Genomic DNA, 13,305 nt, shown 5'->3' with positions numbered 1-13,305 from the left:
ATTTACTCCGGCATAGATGTGAATGATTCAGAATTGTTGTTTGTGAATGATGAATTGAGTCCGGTTGAGGTGTGGCATTGCGCATAGAACCCATCGAGTGCCGCGCCATCCAGTGCATTAACGGCGGTATCATCCAGCCAGAACTTGGCTTTCACCGCAGCGCGCTTGTCGGCCTTTTCTTTGTCGGCGTTCGCAGTCAAACCAGATTCAATCGCAGTCAGCTTATCGGCGAACGCCTTGAACCAAGCTGGTGCCTCAGCAGAGTTACTGGCGCTCTGTTTCGCCTTTTCTTCCTCTTCTTTCTTACCCTTGTTTTGGTCTTCCTGATTCTTTTTCTCTTCCTCCTTGAGGGCGTTATAGGCAGCAAACAGTTCAGTGTCAGATTTACCCTCTGTTTCCTTGCCTGCGACTTTCAGGGCGTTAACAATCATGTCTTTCATCGGATCGTGTTCCTTATTGGTTTTGATTTCTTCGTATTCAGTTGGCTTGCGCACAACTTCAACAGGCTCTCCAACGAGTTCGGCGGTGCCGTCATCGTTCATGAGATATTTTTGTCGGTAGGTTTTACCAGCGTGGTAATAGATGAATTTGTCCGGCCAAACGCTTTCAGCATAGGGATAGTCATCGTCTGGATAAGTAGCCCTGAGCTTATCCCTGAGCGCGGAGTAAATGTCATCAAATGAGAAGTTGGACGCATTGGTGAAGAAGAACTTCGCCTTATCGATCACCCCTTCTTTTGTGCAATTTGACGCATCAGAGAGATTGACCGTTTCAACCTCTAATTTTTCACCGTCAGAATTAACAAAAATGCCCACACCATCATCGGGTGTCGCAGCGCCCGGTTCATCAGGAGGAAGAATAGCCACATGGTCGAACTGCATATTACGGGCTACCCAACTGTACTTTTTCCCTTTTGATTTACCGCTGTTTTGCTCCCGCTGTAGCAATAACCCTGTAGAAACATGGATAGGTTCCGCGTTGTTGTTCGTCATCATGTCATCAAGACGTTGCAACAAAGCCTTACCTTTCTCTGTAGACTCTGCATAGCGGCGGTTGATCTTCATGTCCATGACAACCCGATCGCCGTCCTTGCGGACATTCTCAGCCCATGCGCCAACATGAAACTGATTAACGGCACGGGGAACATCAGCAGAGACATACTGACCGTCAATGCTGGGATGTCCCAAAGGCATCTGTTTGCCTTCTATGGATTTATAGCTTTTGTTAATTTCACCAGCCGGATACAGCCCTCCGTTCATCACAACATCATCAACCACAGGCACAACGCCACGAATGACGATATGCACATCGCCGTCAATGGTTTCTGCTGAGATATTGGAGGAGTTTAGGGCCAGTGATTTAACATGAATGCCGGATAGCTTCATGCTATGACCTCTTTGAATTGTTACTCAGATAAATGGGGTTCCTGCCACGCCTGACGCTCTTCTGTCAGGCGTTCAGTTAATCCCGTGTTATACAGCTTCCCATTATCATCCAGCACCACAGGTTGTTGCGCACAGTAACAGTGATAGCGATTACCGTTTTTGGAATAGAATTCCTCACATTCTTCTATGGTGTAGATTTGCCCGTGTCTTGCTGCGTGCCCTTGTCGGGTTGTCGGCTTGAGCGCTGACAGCCAGAGCAGGGCAGTATTCAATCCCAGTCGCTCGTTAGTCCACTTAGTCTCATTCCACTGAGCCTTGCGCAATGCGCCAACCTGTTCAGTCTGAGCAATGTTCTTGGCGATCCCCATTGACACATCTAAGCGTTTACTGATGATAGCGGCGGTTTCTCTCGGATTAACGCCGCGAGCAATGGCCTCAGCTATCACATGAGAAAGATCGGCTCTTGCCGCATCAGAAATACCTGTCCAGTCGCTATAGGTTGATATAAACGCAGACGCTACCTGATTTTGATAGGCTGGCGTCGATAACAGGAAAGACAATGTAGTTTGCTGTGCGTAGATTTCTGACTGCGCGGATAAATTGGTATAGGCGTTTAATGTCCCTCGCTGATATTCATCCGCTACATAACTAAACGCCCATAACTGATCTTTCCCACCAGCCAACAAATAATCATCCAGAATGACTTGTACGATTTCCAGCAAGTCAGCCAGTTGCTGGGCTGTCATGTCATAGACAAACGTCCCCGTATTCACCTGATAAAGGGTGTCGCCATGCAGTACAAGCGCTCTCTGAGCATTCCCTTCTATCGTTCTGCCCATTAATCTCTGGTCGAACAATTTCCGTAAAGCTGCCTTGATGCCCTGATATCGGTTCTCAATATCACGAAACATCTTGTTAACGGGTCGGTATGATTGCGTTGGGTCGCGTTTATTCCTTGGTATTATCGGGGTTCCGATTTTGGTCTGGGTCATCAGTTAACGGATCTCCGGCTGCCCCCTGCGGTTCTGGCTCGTCTTCCAGTGGTTCCAGTTCGCCTACAGTGCGAATTTCATTAGGGGTGAATATTGGTGTCCCGAAAGCCTGCTGAGTCTTAAGTGCCGCCTCAGCCATTTTAATCATATTGTCGATCTTCTCTTGCTCACTGGCGGCCAACATGTCAGACCATGCAATGGTGACTTCACCGGAGGACGGTGGGGCGATAATGCCGATTTCCCATAACCTCGTTATCAACTGTGTCACATACTGCGTCAAAAAGCCCCAGCGCCGCCCATTCAGGCGCACTTTCCATGTGGCATCGTCTTTGTCACCGGCTAACTTCCCAGTTTGTGTGCCAAACAGAATAGTGAATGGGACTTGGACAGAGGCGCAAAATTCACGGGTGGTCACTTCCCATGTGGGGGTAGGATCACCCGGTGCCACAGACAGCACATTTAATTTACCTGCCTGCATGACAGCAGCGGAATCCGTCCCACGGTTGAGCTTGCTGATTTTGTCTTCCAGTGCCGCACCAAGATCTTTGTAACCCGCCTTAATTGCTGCGGTGGTGATATTGTGTAAATCCGTTTCTTTATCAAACTCCACCCCAATCTGGCGCGAGGCGTTTTTCAGAAAACCTTCGGAACTGCCACCGCTGACTTTCTCAATATCCAATAATTTGTTATAGCCAGCCCTAAGAAGAGGCGTGCCGGAGAAAATATCGCCACTTTCTGCACCTTCGCATAAGGTGATCACTCGTGATGGATGGATAGCAAGCTGTTTTGCTGGACCTTGTATCTCCACCTGACCGACCGGACGTTCATCAAAATTGAACATCTTTGGTTGCCCGTAGGTTTCTGAATTAATGTCTGTGTCCCATTCCGCCACAGTGAGTTGCGACTCCCAGACGGGGATCAGGTTTACCAAAGCCTCTTCTTTCAGTCGCGATACCACGGTAATATCAACTGGTTCACTCCATGTCCTGCTATCCCGAATCTGAATCAGTAGTGCCGAGTAATGACCAATCATATTGCGTCGATCAGCGTCTTTGATTTTCGACCAGAACGGCTTGAGCAGCTTCGTAACTTTTGTTTCCCATGCACTGGTCACGTCTGATTCTTTCTTTTCCTCACCATCAATGATAGTGGGGTTATCTTGCCAGCATCCATCCAGTAAGCGATGTACAGCGGCGTGTGCCACCGCATTGCGTTCATAGGCGTTGTAATACTCACGGAAGGTTAAGCGGGTGGGATAACCGAACTCAGAATAAATATTGGTTCGTTTTGTATTGCCGCTAATGCCACCAGCCGCATAGAGCATCCGCTGGGCGATAGTGTCCGCCAGACTATTAACGAGCAATTCTGGTTTGCTTTCACTCACGAAAGGCTCTCCTTAAAAGAAAAATGTACCGACTGACTTACGATTATTCTTAGCCACCGCAAAATAACGGAAACCATCAGCGCCATGTGACGTGAAATCATGTAAGGGCTTATCTTTCCAGCAACCGCGTTTGTCATCCCACTCTTTGCGATAGCTTTCTAGGTGAGAGATGCCTTCACCGCATTTCTCCTCATCAAAGACACACTTAGGCAGTATTTCACGCACGGATTCAATACCCGTATCCACCGCCACTTTCGGCACGACCCTGAAGATAAGCGAATAACGCTGACCGTCGATTTCATACCCTTCTCGCGCCAGTTCCCGGCGGGATTTTGCATCCGCGCCGAACTCCCGGTTATCGATATCATGTGGCCCCCAGTGTTCACCGTAGGTGTAACCCTTGTCTTTCAGCACCTTCATATAGTGTCGAAGTCCTTCGCCTGAGTTTTCGTAGTAGTCGATAACGTGAAACTCGTCACCCACCTCACGCACGAACCAAATAGCCGTAGAATCACCCACGCCGATATCCCAGAACGTATGTACCGGTAGGTGTGAGTTATCAGGGATTTCACCAATACGTTTATTTTCGTACAGATAACGGAACTGCTTGGCGTAGTAAGCGCCTTCAACTGATTGCTGAAATGCTTCGGTGGGAATTGACGGGTATTCCCGCTTCATGTCATCGCCGAGAGTCTTTTCTTTGGCGAGATACCATGCCTTTTGGCGTTCGTTTAATGCAATACCGTGTTTGCCTGATAACTCAGCAAAGTAGTCCACCAGCCGTTGTGGTATGGATTCAACGGGATCGATGGCATATTGCGGATTCTTCCACCAAGAGAAAAAGAAGAACTTCCAGTCAAGATTGGATAATGACTTACCTTGTATTTGGGCTTTCTCAGCAATCTGGCAATAATCAAAGAAGTAACCTGCCCGTCCCTCTGCCGTACTCTCGATCGTGGTGAAGCAGTCTGTTGATACCGCTTCAAAAGCACCCGTGACAATCTCCCTGGCTTTATGGGGGAACTTGGCGCAGATCTTCCCGAACTCTGAGACATGCAAATAACGCAATGTGCCGCCACGGAAAGAGGTTGATACGTACAGCGATCCCCCCTTGCGAAAGACTAACTCACCCGCTGAATCATTACTGGCAGGGTTAGCGGCCTTAATCTCATCCGGTAGTCTGTCATAGGCATATTTCACCTTCTCTCGGAATAGTCGCTTTGCGTCATTCAGGGTGTGAGCGATTAGGGCGCACTTAGCTGACTCAAATAGGGCGGCATCCAACTGAATAATGCAAACCTCGGTTGTAAAACCAAGCTGTCGGGCTTTCAGGATAATGTTGCGGGTGTGAATGCCTTCAAAGTATTCAAGCTGCTCTGGCGTCATCTTGAATCTGACGGGGTGACCTTCTTTGTTCGTTATCCAGTAGAGATGATTCAGCCGCCAGAGTTTATCGCGCAGTAACGCTAAATGTTCTGGCTTCATGGTTATCCCTTAGAAAGTTCGTCCATCATATCGGATAGCTTACCGACAGCATCATGTTCATTCTTGACCTGATCACGGAATGCCTGAACGCTGATATGCTTGCCTAACAGCTCTAGGTTTTTCACTTTATCCGGCCATTTGATCTTCTTGAGTAAGCCAGCCGTATCTTGTGAGCCGACCTCAAGCACTTCCATACCGGATAGCGTCGTCCGCCAGACTTTAGGCCAGTCCCTGACTGCTTTCAGTTCCCCGCCATCAGTGAGAATGTCGAGTACGTCCATTTGGTCAATCTCAACCAGTCGCTTTAATACGTAAGCGGCGTTGATGCCGACTGTTTCATTGCGTTCCGATTTCAATTCTGCTAAGCGTGATTGAATGTTAACATTTATTAACAGACGACTGGCTTGTGCTGCGGCTGTGCTTTCGCTGTACCCCGCACGAATGGCCGCTTGTGTGGCATTCAAATCAACGAGGTACTCGCGACAAAACATTTCTTGTTTATCAGTGAGTGCCATGTCCCTTTCCCTATAAATTTAAATACTATAATATCAATAAGTTATCGTGTTGAATGGGTGGACTTCAAATACAATCCTCAACTCAGATTTCAAATCCGGTCTGTTATTTATATTGCATGGCAATTTGTAATCTGTTTTCGGCCAGTTGCTTATTATTGAGCAAATGTGACTTACGGCCACCTCGCCCCCAATAGTTCAATGTACGAGCGCAATCGCTGACAATGGCCGCTTCTTGGCTATAGGTGTATGCAGCCATGTTGGCCTCTGCCATGTAACTCGCTATTGAAACTAATTCACCAGAGAAATATTTATCCAGAACGCTATACACACCGACCTTGAATGCTGGGTCGATATACCCGGCATACTCATATGCCAGAAACTTAGTTGCAAACGTTCCACCATTACGACCTTTCGAGACTATAAAAGGTGTAGAATTTCCACCTTTTACTAACTCATTGATAAACGACTGTTACTGAGCTTCTAAGGAAATCGACAGGGCGCAGGTTATCTACTTTCATTCCTGCTGCTTTCGCTGCTTTCCAAATATCAGTGATTGAGATATAGCCATCATCACCAACCCGAACAGGAGTATTAAAAACCGATAGTTCTTTCACGATACTTACCTTACTTAGTAATGAACCCTTGCCACATAGGAGATCAGCCCGTCGAAGCAGTATCAGCTATGACTGACCACCTCAAAGGCTCATTCCTAAATAACGGTTCGACGATTAAAAATGTGTGCATGTGGTGCACAGTGAAATTCAGATATAAAAAATGCCACCAGCCCGTGTGCGTTGGGTACACGGTAGGAACGGAGTGATGGCATGGGTTATTGCTTTAACCACTCAGGGGAATGGGTAAAGAAATATTCTGTTTAGTTTCAAATGTCAATTAATTGTTAATAATTATTCGCTTGTTGTTGAGTGGAGATAGAGTTATTAAGTCTATCGTTCGTTGATGTAATCAGTGATATATGGTGAGTAAAATGAAAAAATATCTTCTTCTTTGCCTAGTAGCAGGCTCGACTCTTTTAGCTTCGATGCAGACTTATGCTTGGTTCTGCTCTCGGTTATATCCTCCAGGTAGCCCCGAATGGAAAGATTGTATAACTCAGTGCTTCGCAGCCGGAGGGAGCGGAGCATTCTGCGAGTAAGGTGGGCGGAGTACTCCGCCCCTTGTTAGAATTTTACCTACCTCAGTATCATTCCTGAGGTTGCAGTCTGTTTTTGTCTATTGCCCGTATTGCCTGTTTATCCAGATTGCACTGCTCAATCACCGTCAATAACTGTTCATTCAGCAACAAACTGTCACGCCATGTCATGGCATCGGGTATCACGGGCGGTAGACAGTCAGCGAGCAAATGTGCCGGAATGGGTATCGGTGGCACTGGAACGTATTCGGTTCGCGTGCTGCTGCAACCGGATAGCAACCCCATCAGGCACAATGCGATTGGCGCAATCATGATTGGCAACCACGGTTTTGATGGCCGTTTTAGTTTGCTCAGAATCCACGGCTGACCGGTTCCGGTTTTCGCTATTAATTCGTGAGATATCATTGAATAACCTGATGGATTGATAGGCGTTATCGGTGATGAGTTGCTGGCGTTGGTTTTGCTGTTTCAGTGAGGCGTTTTGCTGATTTAGCCGCCCATTCTCTGCATACACTGAGTTGATGGTATGAATGATTATTCCTACCAGCCCTACACCAGCAATCGCCGACAGTAATTTCAGTTTCATAGCAACTCAAATGCCCGCGTGAAAACATCATCAGAATACGGCTGTTGACCGTTTTCCATTCGTATCATGGCCTTGACTAATGCAGTCATCGTTTCCTGATGGTTGATATCTATCACTGCATCACTGGCAATGCCTGTCATGCCGCTCACACGATTAATGTAGTTTTCAGTGTCATTCTCATTGGGCGGTGCCCAACGGGAAATGAGTTGGCGAATAGTGTTCAGGTCGTATTTGCGTTCATAATTACGCAGAATTTTCAGCATGGCCCGTATGCCCCACGCCGGCGCCGTAAATTGACAAAAATCATCGTCTGTCTGGTGCGCACGCAGCCCCTGCCATTTATCCCCGTGGCGAATATTGCCTGGATTGTGATTACGAATGCCCCTGCTCATCGGTTCACCCCAAATTTATTTTTGAGAAAAATGAATACAGATTCGATAATCGCCCCAATTTTTTTGGTGCCTAAAAATCCGATGAACACACCAAAAAACTGCGCCAGACTGAGCGGCAGATTCGCATATTCCAGCGCGGTAATAATCCCGATACTGATAAACGAACAAATCGCCGCTTCAGCCAATGACGCCATCCAGCCCGCACCATCTCGCTTTTCACGCGTAAATGCGGTTACCGCCGCTAGCAGCATTCCCGCAATGAGCGGGGCATTTATCATTATCCAGTCCCAGGCATACGCCCAAAACTCTGTGTTTTTTTCAGTCATGCGCATATTCCACCCCATCTGAACAATGGGCGTCGGTGGGGTGAGATAGTCGCCCCTGTGAGTTGAGTTAATAGGTTGCCAGCCGCAATGCATGTATACGGAGGTACTGAGAGTGATTGCGGTGGCAAATTCGGTTAATACATTAATGGCCACTTCTTGTTGTCGCCCCTCAAATGAGGGAGAAAAAACGGAAAGTGGTGATAAAAAGGCCACACCTAAACGCAGCCCTGAAAACAATATCGCATTTTAATCGCATTTTAGATTGACATAATACGATTAAAAACGTATTATCTAATTATCCCAAGCGGATATGCTCTTTAACAAATGAGGAAACGATGGTTACGGTTCAATGGACGAGGAAAGCAAGAAAACAGCTGCTTTCAATCGATACCAGATACCGGAAAGCTATCAGTGAGAAAGTTAACCAACTTGAAACCTTTCCTGCAGTGACATTGGATATCAAGAAACTTCATGATCTTGATAACCAGTACAGACTGCGGGTTGGCGAATACAGGATAATCTTCGAAATTACTGATGGCGAACCGGTTATCTGTTCGATAATGGCAGTCAAACGGAGAACATCGACAACGTACTAGGCGGGGTAACCCGCCATTTCCTCATTATTAAATTCACCGCGACTCTTAGCCACCCGGATGAATACATAAAAATGCAATATATAAACGATGAGGCAGGAAACCCACAATATGTTGTCCTGCCAGTAGCTGAATACGAAAAACTTATCAGCACAAAGGAAGATTGGGAAGATGTGCCATACACCCCGTCAAAATACGATGATGTGACCGTACCTAACGGTGTCGTGTCTATCATGGTTGACCAAGATGTTTCTATCCTGGCAGCTTGGCGCATCTATCGTGGGCTATCTCAGTACGAAGTCGCTGAAAAGCTCAACACTGCTCAATCAACCGTGTCTCAGTGGGAAGCCTCAGATCGACCACAAAAACGCACACGAGAAAAACTGGCTGCGCTATACAACTGTACTCAAGAGCAACTTATTCCATAACCCAACGACCCCGCTCAGGGGTCGTTTACTTTGGCTAATGTTGTAAACAATCTTCATCTGGGTTATGCCCCATAACTATTTGAGGAGCATTGCATTCTAAGCGCTCAGCTTGTTTCCAGTTGATACCAAATTGTTTCATCGGAGTTCTACCATTTGCAAAAAGCTCAGAAATGATTTGTTCAGCCATTTCTTCTAATTGCTGCATTGAGCATGACATAACTTCCCCATGCATGTGATTGCGGTGGCAAATTCGGTTGACACTACACGCACTTAATGTATACTGTTGCTATACAGTATACGGCGGTGCATAATGATCAAAAGTTTTAAACATAAAGGCTTAGAAAAATTCTTTAAAACAGGCTCTACAGCAGGCATTCAAACAAGCCACGCTGTAAAACTGAATATTCAACTAACCGCATTAAACACCGCCAAAAAACCCGATGACATGAATGCGCCTGGCTGGAAATTACATCCATTAAAGGGCGCTGATTTAAAAGGCCATTGGGCTATTTCTGTCAACGGAAACTGGCGGCTGACATTTCGCTTTGAAGGCGAAGATGCCATTTTGGTTAATTATCAAGATTATCACTAAGGAATAATATGATGAACAGAATGTATAATCCCGCGCATCCCGGAATTGTCTTGCGTGAATATTTAGGCGACATTTCTGTTACAGAAGCAGCAAAAGCACTTGGCGTAACTCGTGCGGCGCTATCCCGTATTTTAAATGGCAACACAGGCATATCCGCAGATATGGCACTTCGTTTAGAAGTGGCATTAGGAACCAGTGCCGAAATGTGGACGAACATGCAGTCCCAGTATGAGTTATGGCAGGCTTCCCAACAACAGCGCCCTGAAATCAGGCCGATATTCGCTCACCTGTAAGGTTAAGCGGTTCAGCATCGAAATTATCTGGTAATTCCAGTGGCTTGTAATTCCCTCGAATTCGGGGGATTACAACACCCACCTGAATACCCCGAACTATTAAAGCGCTAAACCAGCAATTGCTCGTTGATCTCTTGCTTGGTCTGCTTAAACCGCGCCTCTTCCAGCTCAACACCCAGCACGCGACGGTCTAGTTTTAACGCCGCTTTTAACGTCGCCCCTGACCCCATAAAGAAATCTGCCACCACATCCCCTTCCCGGCTACTGGACTGGATAATATGCGTCATTAAATCAGCGGGTTTTTCGCAAGGGTGCTTTCCCGGATAATATTGAACAGGCGCAAACTGCCAGACGTCGGTATAAGGTACGGCGGCTGTCACCGAGAACGGTCGGCGCATTAGACCGTATTCCTGCCGCAGTTCTTCATATTGGCGCGACAAAAGCTGGCGGGATTCCACCAGCTCATCATAGGGCTTGTTCAATTCGCCACGTTGGTGCTTTTCTTTGGCAATGCGATCAAACAGTCCCTGCAACTTTTGGTAGTCGGTTTCATTGGGTAACTGCCATTGGCTGTCGCTAAACCAATGACTGGCCATCTGCTTACCGGTTGCCGCGTGAATATCTTTCGCCGTGACGCCTAACGCTTTTCGCGCATCACGAAAATAGTCAATCAGCGGTTTAAACACCGACTGTTTTAAGTGCTGACACTGCTTGAAATAGCCATCGCCTTTCGGGTGATAGGGGCCTTGGTAATGTTCGGCAAAAATAATACGTTCGGTCGCCGGGAAATACATGCGCAGGCTTTCTTTATTCTGCCTGCGCCACGGGCCAGAGGGTTTCGCCCAGATAATATGGTTTAACACGTTAAACCGTTCACGTACCAGAAGCTCGGCATCAGAGGCCAGACGCGAACCACAAAACATATACAGGCTGCCGTTAGGTTTCAGTACCCGCCAGAACTCAGCCATCAGCTCATCCAGCCACGCAAGGTACGCCGTGACATCTGCCCACTGGTTATCCCAGCTACAGTCTTTCACGCGAAAATACGGCGGGTCAGTGGCGATGAGGTCTATACAGTTATCCGGCAGGGTTTTGATAAATTTCAGAGAGTCGTCGTTAATTAATGTGGCACGGCTTAAATTCACAAATTATTCCATACATCGACGCTGACTAGCCTCCTGGAAAACCACGGAGTGAAAAGCTGGTGGATCAACAACACCAGCTATGCATCTCACCGCTTAAGGCATTGCCCCATCAAGGGCAACGCTTGAAAAACGTCTCATTGTCCCGGCTTTCCATCAGGCCAGCCAGACAAAATTGAGTTAACAGCAATTGGCAACGCGGCCTTGATAGACCTGTTAGGGTGGAAATATCCGAAACAGAGATCCAGTCATACGAGGACACTGTTTCTAAAACGCAGGATGCTGTTGTTGTCATATCTTCATGTTTTAGCATGATAATTTTAACCTTATGGTCAGTTATTCGGCGTAAACACACATGTAACTCTGACCAATGACAACAGCAAGTCTTATGTTTATTTCAGGCATAAAAAAACCTCGCAAGGGCGAGGTTTCTATTTGATAAGACAGAGTATCCCATCATTGGCGTCAAATTTACTCAGAAAAGTGTAATTTGTCAAACGAAAACGTTTGTGTTTATTAAATATCGTTAAAGTTGCTTGTAACTTTCTTTAACATGTTATCCGCTTTAATCTCTCCTCTTTCGCATTCTTGAATAAGGTCTTCATAAAATGCCTTTACACCTCTTTTCCATTGATCAATGGTAATATCGGATATTGCCTTACATGTCTTGAATGCTTTGGAGGCTGGAATTCTCTCATAACCTCGCCCACTGCAACGTTCACAAGCCTTACGAACAGGTACGCCTTGCCTTTCGGTTTCTTCCTGATCCACTGTCGTTCCGCGCCCTTTGCAATCCTTGCAGGCGCAAGAAATAGATCCTTTCCCATTGCATTTCTGACAAAGCTCACCAACCTGATCTACTTCAATCCACGGCTCGATAATCACTACACCATCGGCACGAGTAATGCCAGGATGTTTTATTACCTCCTTTTTGGAGTAAATAATTCCTACACCCCGGCATTTTTCACATTCAGTAACACTTGCCGCAGAGCGCGCATAATCCATGAACGCGAATTTTGCCAGTATCTGCACGACCTTCACTTTAATCTTTGGGCTGAGCTTTCGTAATGCTGCCACTTTATCGCACCGTCTCATCCCATATTGAGTCAATAGCTTGATCGACTTTTCCCTGTCGTTCCGGCTAAGCCCCATCTTTCCTGCAAACGCGGAGTAGCCGAATGACACCTTACTCTGACACATACCAAATGCCGCCATAACATCAGTACCGGTTAATGTTTCACTGGATGTGGATTTGGGTGCGTCAGTCAATGAAGGGGATTTCGCGAAATGGTATTTTAATGCGCTCTCTAGGTTCATTTATTTTATCCCCGGCAATGCCGTAATTGTGTGTAGTTCAATGAAGGCTATTCATCTAATTCCCTGATGATGATCTGCCCTCTCTCTCCCCAAACTTTCGTCACCCGACCATCCCAGACACATGAGTCATCATCAAAAATGGCATCTAACAACGCCTTTTCGAGATTGTCTTTATCTGGTTTTTGTTGGTGTGGCTTGCCATTCATCTCTGAGCGCTTTTTCTTGCTCCAGCTTGGTGGCATTGGGAGTACAAATGTGATGTGGTAATGTGATTCAGGGAGGGTTATTTTATTGAGTCTAATTTCGTCCTTAAATGCGTAGTAATTTAATACCGGTTTTCGTTTTCGCCATCTATCCACCTGTGTCATCCGTGGCTTTGGAACAGGCACGATATCGTATATTTTTACGCCAATAATTTTCCCTCTTGTAATAATATCGCCTGAGTCCTGATCACGCCCTCTAAATGAGCCGTATGCGCATAATCAATGTCTGTAATCCTCGTTCTGCGGTCTATTTCGTCATGACATGATGAACACGCCCATGCGGCAAATAAATCAGGCGGTTTCATTCCCATGCCACAAATACCCGCCATGCGACAATGTGCCAAAACCACGGTTTCACTGTTGCCATTGCAAACGCCCGGTATCCTGACCTGGCAGTCTCGACCTTTAGCCTCTTTCCGTAAATTTGCCATCTATCCCCCTAAAACTATTCCCATAATCATT

Annotated in this window: 20 protein-coding genes and 1 pseudogene; 4 read left to right on the top strand and 17 right to left on the bottom strand. The window is 46.6% G+C overall.

Annotation, left to right across the window (positions count from 1 at the left end; all coding sequences use genetic code 11):
* Positions 1–2: 2 nt before the first annotated feature.
* From XPG1_RS01515 to XPG1_RS18180, 12 genes and pseudogenes are all read right to left on the bottom strand, one after another.
* Positions 3–1,385, bottom strand: coding sequence for a DUF2213 domain-containing protein (locus tag XPG1_RS01515; protein ID WP_045957517.1), 1,383 nt, complete (start codon positions 1,383–1,385; stop codon positions 3–5).
* Positions 1,386–1,405: 20 nt separating this feature from the next.
* On the bottom strand, positions 1,406–2,377 hold the full coding sequence (locus tag XPG1_RS01510) for a phage minor head protein (protein ID WP_071825291.1): 972 nt from the start codon (positions 2,375–2,377) through the stop codon (positions 1,406–1,408).
* Entirely contained in the window at positions 2,334–3,761 is a 1,428-nt protein-coding gene (locus XPG1_RS01505) for an anti-CBASS protein Acb1 family protein (RefSeq protein ID WP_045957515.1), read from the bottom strand. The genes XPG1_RS01510 and XPG1_RS01505 overlap by 44 nt, the downstream gene beginning before the upstream one ends.
* Before the next feature lie 12 nt (positions 3,762–3,773).
* Complete coding sequence (locus XPG1_RS01500; RefSeq protein ID WP_045957514.1) at positions 3,774–5,246, bottom strand: terminase; 1,473 nt, start codon at positions 5,244–5,246, stop codon at positions 3,774–3,776.
* A 2-nt stretch (positions 5,247–5,248) separates the two neighbouring features.
* Entirely contained in the window at positions 5,249–5,761 is a 513-nt protein-coding gene (locus XPG1_RS01495; protein ID WP_045957513.1) for a terminase small subunit, read from the bottom strand.
* Between the two features lie 103 nt (positions 5,762–5,864).
* Entirely contained in the window at positions 5,865–6,032 is a 168-nt protein-coding gene (locus XPG1_RS18805; RefSeq protein ID WP_231853037.1) for a hypothetical protein, read from the bottom strand.
* A 39-nt stretch (positions 6,033–6,071) separates the two neighbouring features.
* Positions 6,072–6,182: pseudogene (locus XPG1_RS19125) on the bottom strand (KilA-N domain-containing protein); the annotation flags it as partial.
* Between the two features lie 31 nt (positions 6,183–6,213).
* On the bottom strand, positions 6,214–6,375 hold the full coding sequence (locus XPG1_RS18185) for a hypothetical protein (RefSeq protein WP_157879414.1): 162 nt from the start codon (positions 6,373–6,375) through the stop codon (positions 6,214–6,216).
* Positions 6,376–6,962: 587 nt separating this feature from the next.
* On the bottom strand, positions 6,963–7,196 hold the full coding sequence (gene lysC / locus XPG1_RS19215; RefSeq protein WP_071825287.1) for an Rz1-like lysis system protein LysC: 234 nt from the start codon (positions 7,194–7,196) through the stop codon (positions 6,963–6,965).
* Positions 7,111–7,497 carry a DUF2570 family protein gene (locus XPG1_RS01480; RefSeq protein WP_045957511.1) on the bottom strand — a complete coding sequence of 129 codons (387 nt, stop codon included), beginning with the start codon at positions 7,495–7,497 and terminating at the stop codon, positions 7,111–7,113. The genes lysC and XPG1_RS01480 overlap by 86 nt, the downstream gene beginning before the upstream one ends.
* Positions 7,494–7,889 carry a structural protein gene (locus XPG1_RS01475; protein ID WP_045957510.1) on the bottom strand — a complete coding sequence of 132 codons (396 nt, stop codon included), beginning with the start codon at positions 7,887–7,889 and terminating at the stop codon, positions 7,494–7,496. The genes XPG1_RS01480 and XPG1_RS01475 overlap by 4 nt, the downstream gene beginning before the upstream one ends.
* A complete protein-coding gene (locus tag XPG1_RS18180) occupies positions 7,886–8,215 on the bottom strand; it encodes a phage holin, lambda family (protein ID WP_045960298.1) in 330 nt (109 codons plus the stop codon). Before XPG1_RS18180 ends, XPG1_RS01475 begins: the two co-directional genes overlap by 4 nt.
* A 335-nt stretch (positions 8,216–8,550) precedes the next feature.
* Between XPG1_RS18180 and XPG1_RS01465 the strand changes: the two genes are divergently transcribed.
* Both XPG1_RS01465 and XPG1_RS01460 read left to right on the top strand, forming a co-directional pair.
* The gene (locus XPG1_RS01465) at positions 8,551–8,811 is read left to right on the top strand and encodes a type II toxin-antitoxin system RelE family toxin (protein WP_045957509.1); all 261 of its coding nucleotides are present in this window, start codon (positions 8,551–8,553) and stop codon (positions 8,809–8,811) included.
* A 71-nt stretch (positions 8,812–8,882) separates the two neighbouring features.
* A complete protein-coding gene (locus XPG1_RS01460; RefSeq protein WP_045957508.1) occupies positions 8,883–9,236 on the top strand; it encodes a helix-turn-helix domain-containing protein in 354 nt (117 codons plus the stop codon).
* Positions 9,237–9,270: 34 nt separating this feature from the next.
* Here the strand turns inward: XPG1_RS01460 and XPG1_RS18175 are convergent, their stop codons facing one another.
* Positions 9,271–9,441 carry a hypothetical protein gene (locus XPG1_RS18175; protein WP_157879413.1) on the bottom strand — a complete coding sequence of 57 codons (171 nt, stop codon included), beginning with the start codon at positions 9,439–9,441 and terminating at the stop codon, positions 9,271–9,273.
* 105 nt (positions 9,442–9,546) lie between these two features.
* On the opposite strand from XPG1_RS18175, the gene XPG1_RS01455 reads away from it, so the two are divergent.
* Both XPG1_RS01455 and XPG1_RS01450 read left to right on the top strand, forming a co-directional pair.
* Positions 9,547–9,828 (top strand): type II toxin-antitoxin system RelE/ParE family toxin, encoded by a 282-nt coding sequence (locus XPG1_RS01455; RefSeq protein ID WP_045957507.1) that lies wholly within the window; start codon positions 9,547–9,549, stop codon positions 9,826–9,828.
* A gap of 11 nt (positions 9,829–9,839) precedes the next feature.
* Positions 9,840–10,121 carry a HigA family addiction module antitoxin gene (locus tag XPG1_RS01450; protein ID WP_045957506.1) on the top strand — a complete coding sequence of 94 codons (282 nt, stop codon included), beginning with the start codon at positions 9,840–9,842 and terminating at the stop codon, positions 10,119–10,121.
* A 107-nt stretch (positions 10,122–10,228) separates the two neighbouring features.
* Here XPG1_RS01450 and XPG1_RS01445 read toward each other — a convergent pair whose 3' ends face one another.
* The 4 genes from XPG1_RS01445 to XPG1_RS01430 all read right to left on the bottom strand — a co-directional run bounded on the left by XPG1_RS01445 (position 10,229) and on the right by XPG1_RS01430 (position 13,274).
* A complete protein-coding gene (locus XPG1_RS01445; protein ID WP_045957505.1) occupies positions 10,229–11,266 on the bottom strand; it encodes a DNA-methyltransferase in 1,038 nt (345 codons plus the stop codon).
* A 513-nt stretch (positions 11,267–11,779) separates the two neighbouring features.
* Positions 11,780–12,580, bottom strand: a complete 801-nt coding sequence (locus XPG1_RS01440; protein WP_045957504.1) for an antitermination protein — start codon at positions 12,578–12,580, stop codon at positions 11,780–11,782.
* Between the two features lie 47 nt (positions 12,581–12,627).
* Positions 12,628–12,948, bottom strand: coding sequence for a RusA family crossover junction endodeoxyribonuclease (locus XPG1_RS01435; RefSeq protein ID WP_045960297.1), 321 nt, complete (start codon positions 12,946–12,948; stop codon positions 12,628–12,630).
* 35 nt (positions 12,949–12,983) lie between these two features.
* Positions 12,984–13,274, bottom strand: coding sequence for a DUF1364 domain-containing protein (locus XPG1_RS01430; RefSeq protein ID WP_045957503.1), 291 nt, complete (start codon positions 13,272–13,274; stop codon positions 12,984–12,986).
* Positions 13,275–13,305: the final 31 nt, after the last annotated feature.

The sequence above is a fragment of the Xenorhabdus poinarii G6 genome (genome assembly GCF_000968175.1).
Lineage (GTDB): Bacteria > Pseudomonadota > Gammaproteobacteria > Enterobacterales > Enterobacteriaceae > Xenorhabdus > Xenorhabdus poinarii.
Note: the sequence above shows the minus strand (reverse complement) of the source record. Positions and strands in the feature narration are given on the sequence as shown.